The organism is Brevibacterium renqingii (assembly GCF_017808095.1).
Lineage (GTDB): Bacteria > Actinomycetota > Actinomycetes > Actinomycetales > Brevibacteriaceae > Brevibacterium > Brevibacterium renqingii.
Genome location: NZ_JADBHG010000004.1, coordinates 39,965 through 55,063 on the forward strand (window position 1 = coordinate 39,965; position 15,099 = coordinate 55,063).

The 15,099-nt window shown below is 66.0% G+C and carries 14 protein-coding genes; 7 read left to right on the forward strand and 7 right to left on the reverse strand.

Going from position 1 to position 15,099, the window contains the following annotated elements; translation table 11 throughout:
* Window positions 1-3 precede the first annotated feature (3 nt).
* The 3 genes from IIE29_RS09260 to IIE29_RS09270 all read right to left on the reverse strand — a co-directional run bounded on the left by IIE29_RS09260 (window position 4) and on the right by IIE29_RS09270 (window position 2,888).
* On the reverse strand, window positions 4-471 hold the full coding sequence (locus tag IIE29_RS09260; protein WP_209324970.1) for a phage holin family protein: 468 nt from the start codon (window positions 469-471) through the stop codon (window positions 4-6).
* 13 nt (window positions 472-484) lie between these two features.
* A complete protein-coding gene (locus IIE29_RS09265) occupies window positions 485-1,327 on the reverse strand; it encodes a hypothetical protein (RefSeq protein ID WP_209324971.1) in 843 nt (280 codons plus the stop codon).
* Window positions 1,328-1,649: 322 nt separating this feature from the next.
* Window positions 1,650-2,888 (reverse strand): MFS transporter, encoded by a 1,239-nt coding sequence (locus tag IIE29_RS09270; RefSeq protein WP_209324972.1) that lies wholly within the window; start codon window positions 2,886-2,888, stop codon window positions 1,650-1,652.
* 191 nt (window positions 2,889-3,079) lie between these two features.
* Between IIE29_RS09270 and IIE29_RS09275 the strand changes: the two genes are divergently transcribed.
* The gene (locus IIE29_RS09275) at window positions 3,080-4,120 is read left to right on the forward strand and encodes an LCP family protein (protein ID WP_209324973.1); all 1,041 of its coding nucleotides are present in this window, start codon (window positions 3,080-3,082) and stop codon (window positions 4,118-4,120) included.
* 72 nt (window positions 4,121-4,192) lie between these two features.
* Here IIE29_RS09275 and IIE29_RS09280 read toward each other — a convergent pair whose 3' ends face one another.
* On the reverse strand, window positions 4,193-4,660 hold the full coding sequence (locus IIE29_RS09280; RefSeq protein WP_209324974.1) for a hypothetical protein: 468 nt from the start codon (window positions 4,658-4,660) through the stop codon (window positions 4,193-4,195).
* 428 nt (window positions 4,661-5,088) lie between these two features.
* Here IIE29_RS09280 and IIE29_RS09285 point away from each other — a divergent pair, with 428 nt between their 5' ends.
* Window positions 5,089-5,838, forward strand: coding sequence for a Crp/Fnr family transcriptional regulator (locus tag IIE29_RS09285; RefSeq protein ID WP_209324975.1), 750 nt, complete (start codon window positions 5,089-5,091; stop codon window positions 5,836-5,838).
* A 173-nt stretch (window positions 5,839-6,011) separates the two neighbouring features.
* Window positions 6,012-6,344 (forward strand): ferredoxin, encoded by a 333-nt coding sequence (gene fdxA / locus IIE29_RS09290; protein ID WP_209324976.1) that lies wholly within the window; start codon window positions 6,012-6,014, stop codon window positions 6,342-6,344.
* Window positions 6,345-6,440: 96 nt separating this feature from the next.
* On the opposite strand, the gene pgm is transcribed toward fdxA, so the two are convergent.
* Together pgm and IIE29_RS09300 are read right to left on the reverse strand one after the other, a co-directional pair.
* Window positions 6,441-8,081, reverse strand: a complete 1,641-nt coding sequence (gene pgm, locus IIE29_RS09295; RefSeq protein ID WP_209324977.1) for a phosphoglucomutase (alpha-D-glucose-1,6-bisphosphate-dependent) — start codon at window positions 8,079-8,081, stop codon at window positions 6,441-6,443.
* 147 nt (window positions 8,082-8,228) lie between these two features.
* Window positions 8,229-8,531 carry a hypothetical protein gene (locus tag IIE29_RS09300; protein ID WP_209324978.1) on the reverse strand — a complete coding sequence of 101 codons (303 nt, stop codon included), beginning with the start codon at window positions 8,529-8,531 and terminating at the stop codon, window positions 8,229-8,231.
* 292 nt (window positions 8,532-8,823) lie between these two features.
* Here IIE29_RS09300 and glsA point away from each other — a divergent pair, with 292 nt between their 5' ends.
* Window positions 8,824-9,825: a glutaminase A gene (gene glsA / locus IIE29_RS09305; protein ID WP_209324979.1), complete on the forward strand. Its 1,002-nt coding sequence runs from the start codon at window positions 8,824-8,826 to the stop codon at window positions 9,823-9,825.
* A gap of 70 nt (window positions 9,826-9,895) precedes the next feature.
* Entirely contained in the window at window positions 9,896-11,536 is a 1,641-nt protein-coding gene (locus IIE29_RS09310; protein ID WP_246475859.1) for an MFS transporter, read from the forward strand.
* A gap of 340 nt (window positions 11,537-11,876) precedes the next feature.
* Here IIE29_RS09310 and IIE29_RS09315 read toward each other — a convergent pair whose 3' ends face one another.
* Window positions 11,877-12,206 (reverse strand): rhodanese-like domain-containing protein, encoded by a 330-nt coding sequence (locus tag IIE29_RS09315; RefSeq protein ID WP_209324980.1) that lies wholly within the window; start codon window positions 12,204-12,206, stop codon window positions 11,877-11,879.
* A gap of 232 nt (window positions 12,207-12,438) precedes the next feature.
* Here IIE29_RS09315 and IIE29_RS17040 point away from each other — a divergent pair, with 232 nt between their 5' ends.
* A complete protein-coding gene (locus IIE29_RS17040; RefSeq protein ID WP_281389120.1) occupies window positions 12,439-13,638 on the forward strand; it encodes a pyridoxamine 5'-phosphate oxidase family protein in 1,200 nt (399 codons plus the stop codon).
* Window positions 13,639-13,738: 100 nt separating this feature from the next.
* Complete coding sequence (locus IIE29_RS09325) at window positions 13,739-15,052, forward strand: FAD-dependent oxidoreductase (RefSeq protein ID WP_209324981.1); 1,314 nt, start codon at window positions 13,739-13,741, stop codon at window positions 15,050-15,052.
* Window positions 15,053-15,099 lie beyond the last annotated feature (47 nt).

A 15,099-nucleotide genomic window follows, 5' to 3' on the forward strand; every position in this document is an offset into this window, starting at 1 on the left:
TTCTCACTCGAATGCCTTCGGGATGTCTTTGACGGTCTCAGCTGTTCGAGGTGCACCCTCGATGGTTTTCAGTTCCTTCTTGCCTGTCAGCGCGAGGATCGCGGCAACGATCGCCCAGATGACGGCGACAATGATCGCCGACCAGACCAGGCCGGTGAGGTAGGAGATGCCGACCCAGACCGCCAGCGAGAGGAACAGCAGCACCATGTAGCCGCTGAGAGCGGCACCGGTGAACATGCCGGCTCCCTTTCCTGCCTTGGTCGCCGACTCGCGCATCTCTGCCTTGGCCAGCTCGACCTCCTGACGGATGAGCGTCGACAGGTCCTCACTGACTTCCTTGAGCATGTCGCCCAATGACTCGCGGCGGGCGCGCAGATCGGCGGCGTCCTCGGAGGCTCGAGGCTCCCCAGTGCCTCCGGGAGGACCGTCGGATGCTGCGCTTCCGACGTTCGGGTTGTGTGGTTCCGTCATGTGCCGTCCCTCCTCAGCTCAGCCCTCGGGCGCCGTCGTCGGGGAAGGTCGGCTCCAGCGAACTCGGCCGACCTCCGGGGGCGGTCGCGGGATAGCCGGGCGCCTCCGAGGGATATCCGTCCACCGGCTGCGCGAGAGTCTCCTCCGGCGGCTCCACATTGCCGATTCCGCCTCGGAGGGAGCCTCTTGCGGCTTCTCCCTCCGGGCGGGTCCCTGGAGGTGCTGTCTGCGATTCGGGCCCGGAACTTCCACCGTCGCCGGCGCCTTTGAGACCGCGTGCGAGACGCCCGGCAAGCAGCCCGGCTCCCGCCGCAATCGCGAGGAAAGCGACAGGACGATTGCGAGCGAATCGCTTGGTCTCGTTCAGCACCGAGGCGGGATCACGCTCATCGAGCCATCCGGCAGCGCTTCCGAGCCGGCCTGCGGCCTCCTTGACCCATTGGGTGGCCATGCCGGGCTGCTCCGAGTTGTCCGCCATGGAATGCAGCTCGTCGCTGAAGGAGCGCAAGCCCTCGGCCGCTCTCTGCTGCTGATGCGCAGCCTGGTCGCTGAGTTCGCTCTGCAGAGTGCGAGCGAGGTTCTGGGCTTGGCCCTTTGCCTCCGCGGCGACGTTCTGAGCTTCGTCCTTCGCAGTGTCGGCGACGTGCTTCCCGGCAGCCTGTCCCTCCCGGCCGACCTGGCGTGCCTCGTCCTTGGCCGCTTCCGCGCGAGAACCGTCCTGGTCCGAACTTCTGCCCTGCTCCGGGGCGGCATCGGCGTCTTCAGTCCCGGCTATTCCCGTGGCCGGCAGAGGTTCGGTCGGTGTCGCCTCCGGTGGGTCGGGCAGGGGGTCGTTGCGAAAACTCTCATTGCTCATAGCGCTTCCTCCTTGTGCGGGGGTGCTTCGTCAGTGGACTTCGCCAGCGTTTCCGAACAGCAGATCGAGAGACAGCAGATCGAGATGGTGGAGGCGCCTGTTCGCCGCACCCCAGCGCTCGAGGGATCCGAGCCGAACTCGAGAGCTGCTGTTCGGATGACCGACTCTACGCCCGAGGAGGTCTTTGAGAAGGCGGGCTAGGAACTCACTGACAGTACCCGCGGGGGCAGGTGCCTTTGCTGCACAGGCGTCCGACACCGCAGACAGCACAACGCCCCGTCGCAACGGGGCGTTGTGGCATCAGCGGGAGTATGGGGCGCCGCTACTTGTCGACGCGCACCCGGCGGGCGTCCTTGGCCAACCGGACCTCGTGGCTCGACCGCGAGGGGTTGAGCAGTTTGAGCAGCGACAGCGCGATGATCGCCCCGAGCACCGCACAGCCGGCGGGCAGCAGCATCGCGGTCTTCGCATTGTGCGCATCGATGATGTTGCCGGCGATCGCCGACCCGAAGGCGACGCCGAAGCCCAGCGAGGTGCCGAGCCACGCAAACGCCTCCGTGAGTCGCCGAGGCGGAGCGAGCTGCTCGATGACCGAATTCGCTCCGATGAGGCTCGGGGCGATCGCCGAGCCGACGATGACGAGGATGATGCCGTAGGAGACCATGTTCTGTGCCAGAAGCATCATGCACGCACCCACCGCCAGGCACGATACGGCGATGCCGAAGCGGTGATGCACCGCCGAATTCCAGTTCCTGGCTCCGTACAGCGCGCCGGAGATCAGCGAACCCAGCGCCAGACATGACAGCAGCACTCCGGCCGAGGATTTCACCCCGAGCTCGTCGGCGAAGGCCACGGCGATGACGTCGATGGCACCGAAGTTCACGCCCAGGAAGATATTGACGATGATGATCGCGAAGATGCCCGGGTTCGAGAACACGTGTCCCTTGGCTTCTGTGGTGCGCTCGACCGGAGGCGGTTCGGTCGACTTCTGGACGTAGAGCAGCAGCGAGCCGACTCCGACGGTGACCATCGAGAGGATGATTCCGGCCGGCGGCCAGACTGCGGTCGCCATCACCGTCGCGAGCACGGGTCCGGAGACGAACATCAGCTCATCGGCCACGGACTCCCAGGAGAACGCGGTCTGCAGCTTCTTCGGCGAGTCGACGATATGCGACCAGCGCGAGCGCACGAGCGAACCGACGGAGCCGACTGTGGCACCGCCGATGCCGGCGAAGACGAAGACCAAGCCCGTCCACCATTCCTCGTACACGGACACGATGAGCAGCGTCAGCGCTGTCAGGTGGATGACGACGATGGGCGCCATGACCCGCGACTGGCCGTGGCGGTCGACGAGGCGAGCGATCCCGGGGCCGGCAAGTGCCTGGACGATCATATACACGGCGGAGACGATGCCCGCCATGCCGTATGACCCGGTCACGCCCTGGATGAAGAGGACGATACCCAGCCCCAGCACTGCGATGGGCATCCGGGCGACGAGACCGGCCAAGGAGAACTTGAGAGCACCGGGAAGCGACAGAATTTCCCGATAGTTGTTGAACACCAGAAAAGTCTACCCAGCCCGCAGCGGCGCCACCATCCGGAACGGGTCCTGGTGCCGGTGAGACGCCTCACCTCGGCGGGGAGCGAGACCGAGGTGTCCTGGGGTTTGTAACAAAAGCTATATAATTGCCGAGATTGCAATTTTCTCCCCCGTCGGCGTGAGTGCCGCACCGACATGACCCCGGAGTGCCGATGACGGACAACACCACTTTCGACGATCTCTTCGACCACCAGCCCGAGGAGCAGCGACCGCGGAAGAAGAAGCGCGTCTGGCGCAAAGTCCTCGTCATCCTGCTCATCATCGTCATCCTCGGCGTGCTCGGCATCGGACTCTACGTCTGGAGCGTGGGACGCTCCTTCGACAAGAACGCGAACCAGCTGTCCGACGAACAGGTGTTCGGCAAGCAGAAGTCCGGGGACAAGGGCGACGGCGGAACGAACATCCTGCTGCTGGGCTCCGACGAGCCGATGGACGAGGTCGACGTCAACGACTCGCGCGGCCTGCGGTCGGACACGATCATGGTCATGCACCTGCCCGATGACGGCGGCAACGTCCAGATCATGTCGATCCCGCGCGACACCTGGGTCGACGTCGAAGGCCACGGCAAGTCGAAGATCAACTCGGCCCTGTCCTACGGCGGTCTGCCGCTGGCCGTGTCGACGATCTCGGACTTCATCGGCACCGACCTCGACCACGTGGCGATCATCGACTTCGAAGGCTTCAAGGCCCTCACCGACAGCCTCGGCGGGGTGACCGTGAACTCCGAGCAGTCGTTCGAGAAGAACGGGTACACCTTCACCAAGGGCGAGAACGTCCTGGACGGCGATGAGGCCCTGACCTTCGTGCGTGAGCGCAAACAGTTCAAGGACGGCGACTTCCAGCGCGCCCGCAATCAGCAGGCCTTCATCCGCGGCCTGACGAACGAGATCATCTCCGCCGACACCCTGTCGAACCCGGGCAAGATCCAGGACATGGTGAAGAACTTCGCGCCGTACATGTACGTCGACTCGGGGCTGGATGCGAAGTACATCTCGGCCACCGCCTTCGATATGCGCGACGTCCGCCCCGGGGACATCGAGTTCTTCACGGCTCCCGTCGCCGGCGTCGGCACCTCGCCGGACGGTCAGTCGATCGTCAACGTCGACGAGGAGGAGCTTTCGAAGCTCCAGGACGCGTTCAAGAACGACACCGTCGACGACTACGTGCAGAACGCCCCGGAGGCGCATCTGTAGGCATTCCCGCCGACAGGAGCCCCGCACCGATCTTCCGTCGGTGCGGGGCTCCGGTCGTTCGCCGAGGTGGCTTCACCCTTCGAATCTGATGCTGTGCACCGCATTGGGTTCGCCCCACTCGCCGCCGTTGTGCACCGCCTCGGTGGGCAGACCGAGGGTCATCTGCTCGCCGGTGACTGTGTTCACGTAATCGACGTAGGTCGTGCCGGCGGCGCCTTCGACCCGCGTACGGTCCCAATGGGTGACGTTGTCGTCGCTGTGTGCGTTGATCTTGTCCACGACGTCGGCCGAGGCGAACGCCTCGACACGATCGGTGTTGTCATTGCCCCACGCCCGGACGAGTTCGTCAGCATAGACAGCGGGGTCGGTCGGGTAGTGGACGGACTGAGTGCCGGCATCCGAGGAGGCTGTCTGCGATGACGAATCGGCGAGGGCGGCCCCGTCGGCCATGGCTGGACCGCCGGCGAGGCCGATGCCGGCGAGTCCCGCGACGCCGGCGATTCCCAGGGCTGCTGCGCGGTGGCGGATGGTGGACTTCATTGTGTCGATCCCTTCTGCTCTTCTGCTGCCGCCGCAAGGCGGCATGGTGTCTGTCGCAGATCAGTATCGTGACCGAGTATGAGCCGATGACAACGCCGCCTGAATAGCGACTCGGAGCCGGTCACAGCTCGACGACGATTCTGTTGCAGTCATGCGGCGACGGCTGCTGCTCGTGCACGAGCGAACAGTTGAGGGCAGCAGAACCTGCTTGCGAATCCGGTGGTGGTGACGCCAAGTCGATTGCGCTGCTGATGCCGCCCGGCGCCCAGGATCGGCAGCGGATGCGACGATTCCGATGACGCAGCGATATGTGATCGTTGTATCCGCGTTCTGCAGCGGTGGCGGAGTCCGCGCTGAGGCGGACGGAGTAATGTTGGCGTTCCGAAGGCAGAGTCTCTGCGGCAGCGAAAGGAAAGGATGAGGACACCATGCCCGACCACCTCCCGCTTCCGCTTTCGCCGCTGTCACCGTGTTCGGCTGCCCCGTCCGCGTGCCAGCACTCGACTCGTCTCGAGGCTCTGACCAAGGCACCCCTCTTCGCGGCCCTGCCCGTGGATGAGCTCCTCGAGCTTGAGGGACGGGTCAGTGCTCCCGGCTACGTCGCAGGCGAACGGGTCTACCGGGCGGGTGAGCGCGCTGCTTCTCTCTTCATCGTCGCCTCGGGCGCGGTCAAGCTCCTGCGGCCGTCTCCCCATGGGGACGAGGCCGTCGTGTCGGTGCTCGGGCCGGGAGACAGCTTCGGGACTCTCACCCGCACTGAGCACTGTGGGGAGACCGCTGCGGTCATGGTCGATTCGTGCATCATCGGCATTCCCGTCCGCGTCGTCCGCGGTGTCCTGGAACGTCACCCGAAAGTCGCCATGGCGGCATTCGATGAACTCGCCGAGCGTCTCGAACAGTCCTACCAAGCGCTCGAGCAGCTCTCCGTGGGCAGTGCGGACAAGCGCGTGGCCGCCGTGCTGCTGAACCTGTCGGAGAAGCTGGGCCGTCCGGCACAGGGAAGGATCGAGCTGTCCATTCCCCTCAGCCGCGCTGATCTCGGTGCCATCGCCCGGATCACGCCGGAGTCCGCCAGTCGCGCGCTGGCACGACTGCGCGCGGCCGGAGCAGTCGATTTCGGACGGCAGTGGACGTCGATCGTGGATCCGGCGATGCTGCACGACATCGCCACGAGCTGACTGCACCAGGCCGACGTCAGCCGAGTGTGTCGAACATGATCGGGATCATATGCGCCCGCGCCGTTCTTGCCTATGGTGGGCACTGACCCTGGAATCTGGAAATCGAGTCCGGAATCGGGACCGCGGAGGTCGCCGGAGAGCCCGTACGACCTGAAGGAAGGCGGTAGGAACGCATGACCTATGTGATCGCGCAGCCGTGCGTGGACGTCAAGGACAAGGCCTGTGTCGACGAATGCCCGGTCGACTGCATCTACGAGGGCGAACGCAGCCTCTACATCCATCCGGACGAATGCATCGACTGCGGTGCCTGCGAACCGGTGTGCCCGGTCGAGGCGATCTTCTACGAAGACGACGTCCCGGATGAATGGGAGGCCTATTACAGCTACAACGTCGAGTTCTTCGACGAGCTGGGCTCACCCGGCGGCGCTGCGAAGCTCGGCAACACAGGCCGGGACCATCCTGCCGTGGCGGCCCTGCCCCCGCAGAACCAGGACTACCAGGGCTGAGTTCACAGCGTCGTGCGCACGATCGGTCAGGCACCGTCAGTGGTGTTCGACACGACCGGCCAGGTGCCGTCGAGGCTCGGCAGTGGAACGGAGCAGCTACCCCAGCACGCCGTCGACCAGAGTCCGGGCATCGTGCTGGACGGTGCGCAGGTGGTCCTCGTCGCGCAGGGACTCGGCGTAGATCTTGTAGACGTCTTCCGTGCCCGAGGGACGCACAGCGAACCAGGCGTTGTCCGTGGCGACCTTGAGGCCGCCGATGGGTGCGTTGTTCCCCGGCGCCGAGGTGAGCACCGCCGTGACCGGTTCTCCGCCGACGGTCTTCGCGCTCACCTGGGAGGAGTCGAGGGCGGCGAGCTTCGCCTTCTGCTCCCGCGTGGCCGGAGCGTCCTGACGGGCGTAGACGCTCGTGCCGTAGTTTGCGGCCAGGCCCGCATAGCGCTGCGAGGGCGTCTGCCCGGTCTTCGCCGTCATCTCGGCGGCGAGCAGAGCGAGGATGATGCCGTCCTTGTCCGTCGACCACGCCTTGCCGTCTCGGCGGAGGAACGAGGCACCGGCCGATTCTTCGCCGCCGAAGGCCAAGGTTGAGTCGAGCAGACCGGGGACGAACCACTTGAAGCCGACGGGAACCTCGACCAGCGAGCGATCGTGGGCGGCCACGATGCGATCGACGATCGACGAGGTGACCAGAGTCTTGCCGATTCCGGCATCGCTCGGCCAGTCCGTGCGGGAGCCGAGCAGGTAGTCGATGGCGGCGGCCAGGTAGTGGTTGGGGTTCATCAGCCCCGCATCCGGGGTGACGATGCCGTGCCGGTCCGCGTCGGCGTCATTGCCCGTGGCGATGTCGAAGTCGTCGCGGGAGGCGATGAGGCCTGCCATCGCGTACGGCGAGGAGCAGTCCATACGGATGTTCTCGTCCCAGTCCAAGGTCATGAACGACCAGGTGGGATCGACGTCCGGGTGGACGACGGTGAGGTTGAGGTCGTAGTCCTCGGCGATGGCCGCCCAGTAGTCGACGCTGGCTCCGCCGAGCGGATCGGCACCGATCTTCAGTCCGGAGGAGCGGATGACGTCGAGGTCGATGACGGATTCGAGGCCGTCGACGTAGTTCGAGACGTAGTCGAAGTTCTCGGTGTTCTCCAGGTGGAAGGCTCGTTGGAAGGCGGTGCGGGGAATCTTCTCCCAGCCGTCGACGAGGTAGGCGTTGGCGCGTTCGGCGATCCAGGTCGTGGTCTCGGTGCCGGCCGGTCCTCCGTGTGGAGGGTTGTATTTGATGCCGCCGTCGGTGGGCGGGTTGTGGCTGGGGGTGACGATGATGCCGTCGGCCTGCGCGTCCGTGCGGGACATCCCGGCGTTGTATCCGAGGATTGCGTGCGAGACGGCCGGGGTCGGGGTGAAGCCGTCGCGATCGTCGATGAGCGCGGGCACCTCGGCGGCGGCGAGGACCTCGAGGACGGTGAGGAACGCGGGCTCACTCAGGGCGTGGGTGTCGCGGCCGAGGAAGATCGGCCCGCGGATTCCCTTGTCCCTTCGGAAGTCGACGATGGCGGCGGTGATGGCCGCGATGTGCGCCTCGTTGAAGGAGCGGTTGAAGCTCGATCCGCGGTGCCCTGAGGTGCCGAAGCTCACGGCCTGAGAGGGCACGGACGGGTCGGGAACGAGATCGTGATAGGAGTCGAGAAGCGCGGGGATGTCCACGAGATCCCGATCCTGGGCCAGCTGGCCGGCGCGAGTAGTCATGTTCCTACCTTGCCAAATCCCCACGACCCGGCACAGTTGTGTCCACGTAGTTCTTGCATGGTGGACGCGTCGAGTGCGTGCGGGCGAGATTCCCCGATTCGGGAGGCGCGCTCGCCGAGAGAGGCATCCCGCCTGCGCAGGGACTGCTCAGTCCGGCGGCTCCGAACTGGTGTCCTCGTCCTCCTTCGTGTCTCCGCCGCGCACATCGCGGTCATCATCGTCGGAGGAGGAAGAAGCGCCTTCGCCTGCGGCTTGGGCCTCCTTGGGGTCCCGGTCCACCGGCACATCGTGCTCTGCGGCAATGCGCTCGAGCTTCTCCTCGGGAGTCTGTGAACTGCCTTCGGCTTCTGTCTCGGAGTCCACACTGACGGAGGAGGAATCTATCTCCTTCTCCTCGTCGTGGTCCTCTCCTGTCGCACCGTCGGGCAGGTGCTTCTTCTCGTCGCTCATGGGTTGCCACTCCTTTCGGAGGCTTTCGAAAGATGACCATCGTCACCCCGTGCGCTGCGGGGTCGGGTGATCAAGGGATGGTGCGATCCGTGGTCTCGACGCTAGACCCATCGCGGCGCGGGATCAAGGCCCCGGTGCACGGTTCACCCGAACCGGTTCGCTGTCCGGAGATTTCTCCGATCATCCCTGGTCAGAATCCTGTGCAGGAGGAAAACCCTGTTATAGAGTGAAATCACTCTGCGGACAGGCGCCGAGAGGCCTGCCCCACTCGAACGGGACGAGGAGCTCAGACATGGTCGGTGCCGACGAGGAATCGATCAGACAGCGAGCGTTCACCGGTGAACTTCCCTCCGACGGCTTCATCGACGCGACGCTGGCCGACATCCATCAGCGCTACCGCGGGCTCGACGACGGTGAGGTCGCCGACTACATCCCCATCCTCGCCGAGGCAGACCCGAACTGGTTCGGCCTCAGCCTCATCGAATCGGCCGGGACCGTGCATGAGATCGGTGAGGCGGACATCGGATTCTCCATCCAATCGATCTCGAAGGCCTTCGTTTTCGCGCTCGTCTGTCAGGCCCGCAGCACCGAACTCGTCCACGAACGCGTGGGCGTGAACAACACGGGACTGCCGTTCAACTCGGTGATGGCCATCGAACTCAACGGCGGCAAACCGCTGAACTCGATGGTCAATGCCGGAGCCATCGCAACGACCGCGCTCATGCCCGGCTCGACCCCGGCGGAGAAGTGGGAGAACATCCGATCAGGGCTGTCTCTCTTCGCCGGTCGGCAGCTGAGCCTCGACGGGCGGGTCTATGAATCGGAGATGCAGACGAACCAGCGCAACAAGGCGCTGGCTCGGCTGCTGGAGAGCTACGGGCGCATCATCACCGACCCGCTCGACACCGTCGACATCTACACCCGGCAGTGCTCGCTGTCGGTGACCGCGCACGACCTCGCAGTGATGGGAGCGACCCTCGCCGATGGCGGAATCAACCCGCTGACCCGTCGACGTGTCGTCTCGGCCGAGGTCGCCCGCGACACCCTGGCCCTGCTCGCCTCGTGCGGAATGTACGAGAACAGCGGCGAGTGGCTGTTCGAGATCGGCCTGCCCGCGAAATCCGGCGTAGCCGGGGGAATCGTCGCCATCGCTCCGGGCAAGGGCGCGCTGGGCACCTTCTCGCCGAGGTTGGACTCCGCCGGCAACAGCGTGCGCGGTCAGCGAGCCTGCTTCCACATCTCCCGCGTCCTGGGCATGAACCTCTTCGCATCGAACGCCGTCGCAGACAGATAGGGGAGGGCCACGCTTCGAGCCGCCTCGGCGAGATGAACGGAATAGTCGAACGCACACGGAAAGGACACCGATGAGCACCGAGACCGCACCGCACGACGAGATCGAGGAGCGCCGTTCCTGGGCGCCGATGATCGGGCTCTTCCTCGCCCAGGTCCTCATGTCATTCAACGTCGCCGCTCTGCCGATCTCATTGGGCGGCATGGTCGAGGACTTCGGGGTGCCGCCCACGGTCGCCTCGTCGACCATCGTCGTCTACGGACTCGCGGTGGCCGCCCTCGTGATGACCGGCGCGAAGCTGGGCCAGCGGATCGGCTGGGTGCTCATCTTCCGGATGGTGCTCGTGGTCTTCGCGGCCTCCTCGCTGCTGATGATCTTCTCCCGCACCGTCACATGGGTCATCGCCGGTCAGCTGCTCGCCGGGGCCGCCGCCGCGATCATCGTCCCGGCGCTGGTGGCGCTCATCGCGGAGAACTACCGCGGCGCCCAGCAGGCGGCGGCGGTCGGCTCCCTCGGTTCGGCGCGCGCCTTCTCGGGGATGAGCGCCTTCCTCATCGGCGGCACCCTGGGCACCTTCGTCGGGTGGCGGCCGATCTTCATCATCACCCTCGGCCTGGCCGCCATCGTCTTCGCACTCACCTTCACGCTGAGATCGGACAAGGGGAATCCGTCGATCCGGATCGACCTGGTCGCCTCGGTGCTCATCGGCCTCGCCGTGGTGCTGCTGACGATGGGGTTCAACAACCTCAACGCCTGGGGCATCGTGCGCGCCGAGGACGGGGCTCCCTTCGCCCTCGCCGGGCTCTCGCCGGCACCGGTGTTCATCGTCGTCGGGGTCGTGTTCGTCCAGCTGTTCTTCATGTGGACGAAGCGCAGGATCGCCGGGGGCAAGGTGCCGCTGGTCGACATCAGCGTGCTCGGCCGATCGAGCGAACGCGCCGCGGTGTATGCGATGTTCGTCATCGTCGCGATGGAGGCGGCGGTCAACTTCACCGTCCCGACCTACATCCAGGTCGTCCAGGGGCGCACGCCCTTCGACACGTCATTGGCGATGCTGCCGTTCAACCTCACGGTCTTCGTCACCGCCACCCTCATCGTCCGCTTCTACAAGCGCTACGCCCCGCGCACCATCGCGCTGTTCTCGTTCGGGCTGACGACCCTCGCACTCGTCTGGCTGGCGCTCGTGGTGACGAACAACTGGGAGACGCTGCCGACGATCCTCGGGCTCATCGTCTTCGGCATCGGTCAGGGCGCGCTCGTGACCTTGGTGTTCAATGTGCTGGTCACGGCCGCGCCGAAGCATCTGGCCGGCGATGTCGGATCGATCCGCGGCACCGCCCAGAACCTCGCCTCGGCGGTGGGCACCGCCGTCATGGGTGCGCTGCTGGTCACAGTGCTGTCGACAGGGATCCTCGGCGCCGTCGAGGACCATCCGGAGCTGCCGGAGGAGCTCGTGGCGCAGGTCGATCTCGACAACGCGAACTTCATCGGCAACGACGAGCTGCGTGAGGCTCTCGAGACCACGACGGCGACACCCGAGCAGATCGAGCACGCGGTCGAACTCAATTCGGAGCAGCGTCTGCGCACGCTCAAACTCGGCTTCCTCGTCCTCGCCGGAATCAGCCTGGTCGCAGCCCTGCCGGCCTCCCGACTGCCGAAGTACCGACCTGATGAGATCCCGGACCCCGCCGAGGAGGCCGATCCGGAGCAGTGACGGGTCCCGCCGAGGCGGCTGTTCCGGAGCAGTGACGGGTCCCGCCGAGGAGGCTGTTCCGGAGCAGTGGCGGACCCCGCCGAGGCGGCTGTTCCGGAGCAGTGACGGGTCCCGCCGAGGAGAACCGGCGTGAGGCGCTGGCAGGCGGAGAGAGGCGCCTCATCCTCAAACAGTGGTCACGTTCGGATACTTTCCAGCGAGGAAAGTATCCGAACGTGACCACTGTTTCGGTGCGGGCGTATCAGCCCTCGACTGTCGGGCGCTCAGGTGGGCGAAATGGGCGGATCTTCCGCGGACAGTCCCGTTCAGGGGCCCTAGCCCCTCACTTCACCCAGTTCCCTCACTTCACCCAGGGCTCCTCGCCGGTCTCGGAGACGATGGGCTTGCCGTTGTCGAGGTTCCAGGAGCCCATTCCGCCCTGGACGTCGAAGGCGTCGAAGCCGTTCTGGTTCAGCCAGGCCACGGCGCGGTTCGAGCGTCCGCCGGTGCGGCAGATGACGTACATGTCGTCATCGAGGGGGAGATCGTCGAGGCGGGTGGGCAGCTCGCCCAGCGGTACGTGGTACGCGCCTTCGATGTGCCCGGCCTCCCACTCGTCGTCCTCACGGACGTCGATGATCGCGGCACCTTCGGGAATGTCGTTGACGGTGACGGTGGTTTCTTCATCCATGGCCCCAGTGTAGGCACGCAGCTGCGCTGTCCGCACCCGTCCCGGGCCAGCGACGGAGCCCTCGAAGAGCCTGCGCAACCCCTCCGACCGCACCCGCGCGACCCCGCTCCAAGGGGACTGTTGCCCATCGGAATGGCGTGTGAGAATGACCGTACAGTCGTCCATGCGCTCGCCGGCTACGGCTCGTGCGAACGACTGAAGTGCCAGGAACCGTCTGCGAAGGGAAATGGTCATGGTCAACAGAGACAAGAGTGACGAGTCCGCTGCTGAGGAGAAGGCACGCGACGTCGCAGCCAAGCTGGACGAGACGACGGAGCCGCTGGGCGGCACGTCGAACATGGAATCTCACGCCAGAGTCGGATACACCGAGCACAACGTTGAAGAACGCGCCCAGCAGACCGCCGAGGAAGAAGGTGTGACACTGCATCGCAACCCCGATGGATCGCACACCGCGATCGATGAATCGAACGCCGCCGAGGTGACCCCGGGCTCAGGCTCCAAGGAATCCGGAGTCGCCAGCAGCACCCCCGCCGACAGCGCGCCGTCGGCCGTCGCGCCAGGTGCCGGTGCCGCAATCGGCAGCACCTCCGGCGCCGACGAAGGGGACCATGAGAAGTCCCGTCCTGCCGTCGCTCCTGGAGCCGGTGCCGCAGTCGGCCACACCTCCGGTTCCGACAACGGGGCGAACGAGGATTCCCGTCCCGCTGTTGCACCGGGTATGGGCGCTGCGGTCGGCACGACGAACGAGACCGACGACGTCGACAGCGCTCCCGGCATGGGAACTGCTGTCGCCAGTACGGCAGGAGGCGGTGCCGCGAGCACTGCGGCTGCCGCCTCCGCAACCGGCAGCACCTCCGCCAGTAACGACACCGCCGCCGGCAACGCCGCCCCCAGCGACGACACCGAAGGCGGCCAGGCCCCCGGCAATGACCGGCAGAAGCCCGCAGGTGAGGCGGCGACGGACGAACTCGGTCAGGCCGATGTCGTGAAGATCCTGCGCGGCAGCGATTCCGTCATGCTCGCCACCGCACTGGCCGACGGGAAGATCCTCGCCCACCCGATGGCCCCTCAGCAGGTCGCCGAGGACGCCGACGTCTGGTTCTTCCTCGCCCTCGACGGAGATCAGGCGAAGGCGCTGCGGACGAACCCCGAGGTCAACATCAGCGTCGCCGAGGCGGGCAATTGGCTCTCCGTGGCCGGTCGCGTCGAATTCGTCGACGACCAGGCGAAGATCGATGAGCTGTGGTCCGATTCGGCCAAGGCATGGTTCGATGACCGCAAGGATCCGAACCTCGGGCTCGTCAAGGTCGTCACGGACTCCGCACAGCACTGGGGTCTGCCCGGCGGGAAGGCCACCGGCCTGTTCCGGATGGTCAAGTCCAAGATCACCGGAGGCCGCCCGGGCGGCGGCACTCAGACCACGGAGCTCTGAGCCCGCAGACGCCTGCGGCGACAGGGCGCCCGGCACGATCAGTCCTCTGGTCGAACCGGGCGCCCTGTCCCGTCCCGGCCCGAGGGCTAGCATGGGAGACATGAGCAAGCGGATCGTCATCATCGGCGCAGGGCTGGCCGGAACCACAGCGGCCCGGGAACTGAACGAACGCGGTCAGGCGGTCACCGTCATCGACCCGCAGGCCGGAGACACCTGCGAGCGGCCGCCGCTGTCGAAGCACCTCTTCGACACCTCCCGCCACCACCTGCCCTACCGGCTCGAGTCGACCGAACACATCACGTTCGTCCGTGACTGGGCAGAGGAGATCACCCTCGCCGAGGCGGCCGCCGAGTCCCGCTACACCGCCGAGACCCAGCGACACCCGCAGCGCCTGGAAGACCACCACGACACCGTCGGCACCGTCCACCTGGCCTCGGGGGAGTCGATCGACTTCACCCACTGCATCCTCGCCACGGGGATGGAGGCGAACCGGCCGAAGATCCCGGACTACCCGGAGGCGCTGCCGGTCTACGACCTCGCCGATGCCGAATGGATCCTCGCCCGGGTCGAGGAGGCCACGCAGCCGCTCAACGTCGGAGTGCTCGGCTCCGGTTACCTCGGGATGGAGGTCGCCACCTCGGCGGTCGCGGCAGGGTATAAGGCCACGGTCTACCTGCGCGGGGACGAGCCGCTGCGCAAGCAGCTGTCCGCACCCGTCCGGCAGGCCCTGTTCGACGCGCACAAGGCCGCAGGCGTGCAATTCGTCACCCACACCTCGAGCCCGGATGACATCGACGGAAATATTCACGATCTGTTCATCACCAGCGTCGGAGCCCGGCCCCGGCTCATTCCGATCGACGGCGATCGGCCCGCCGAGGCGTGGGAGGTGAATGAGAGCTTGGCAACATCCCATCCCGGCATCTTCGCCGCTGGGGACTGTGCGATCGTCACTGCTGGACCCTATGCCCTCGACCATCCGTGGGCCTGCGAACCGGTGGCCGAAAGCCACGGAAAGTTCCTCGCCGACCTCCTCACCACCACCTCGGACAAGACCCCGACTTCCGGCGCCGTCGCCCCCACGAAGACCGACGAAAACCCAGCCGAGACGGCACCGAGAGCGTGGTCTGACGTGCCGTGGCACTGGAGCTTCCAAGGCCCCGAGAAGGTGTTCACGGCGGGCCTGACCAGCCCCGATGCCACCGACACGATCATCAGAGGCGATGCGAGCGAGAAGAAGTTCCAGGTCTTCCACTTCGACGGCACCGAACCGGAGTCGCAGCTCATCGGCGTCGAGACGTATAACTGGCCGCCCATGCAGGCCGCCGCCCGACGGGTACTCGGCGGTAACCACATCCCGACGAGGGCTCAGTTGGACGACCCGGAGTTCGACTTCAAGGCTCACAGCCGACTGTGAGTCTGCGCTAGTCTCATCACGTAGACTTTTCATCTGTTCTATCCCCA

Coding starts and splice junctions, on each gene's coding strand:
- glsA (WP_209324979.1), top strand. CDS start 8,824: ATGGTCGGTGCCGACGAGGAATCGATCAGACAGCGAGCGTTCACCGGT.
- IIE29_RS17040 (WP_281389120.1), top strand. CDS start 12,439: ATGGTCAACAGAGACAAGAGTGACGAGTCCGCTGCTGAGGAGAAGGCA.
- IIE29_RS09260 (WP_209324970.1), bottom strand. CDS start 471: ATGACGGAACCACACAACCCGAACGTCGGAAGCGCAGCATCCGACGGT.
- fdxA (WP_209324976.1), top strand. CDS start 6,012: ATGACCTATGTGATCGCGCAGCCGTGCGTGGACGTCAAGGACAAGGCC.
- IIE29_RS09300 (WP_209324978.1), bottom strand. CDS start 8,531: ATGAGCGACGAGAAGAAGCACCTGCCCGACGGTGCGACAGGAGAGGAC.
- IIE29_RS09275 (WP_209324973.1), top strand. CDS start 3,080: ATGACGGACAACACCACTTTCGACGATCTCTTCGACCACCAGCCCGAG.
- IIE29_RS09325 (WP_209324981.1), top strand. CDS start 13,739: ATGAGCAAGCGGATCGTCATCATCGGCGCAGGGCTGGCCGGAACCACA.
- IIE29_RS09310 (WP_246475859.1), top strand. CDS start 9,896: ATGAGCACCGAGACCGCACCGCACGACGAGATCGAGGAGCGCCGTTCC.
- IIE29_RS09315 (WP_209324980.1), bottom strand. CDS start 12,206: ATGGATGAAGAAACCACCGTCACCGTCAACGACATTCCCGAAGGTGCC.
- IIE29_RS09280 (WP_209324974.1), bottom strand. CDS start 4,660: ATGAAGTCCACCATCCGCCACCGCGCAGCAGCCCTGGGAATCGCCGGC.
- IIE29_RS09285 (WP_209324975.1), top strand. CDS start 5,089: ATGCCCGACCACCTCCCGCTTCCGCTTTCGCCGCTGTCACCGTGTTCG.
- IIE29_RS09265 (WP_209324971.1), bottom strand. CDS start 1,327: ATGAGCAATGAGAGTTTTCGCAACGACCCCCTGCCCGACCCACCGGAG.
- pgm (WP_209324977.1), bottom strand. CDS start 8,081: ATGACTACTCGCGCCGGCCAGCTGGCCCAGGATCGGGATCTCGTGGAC.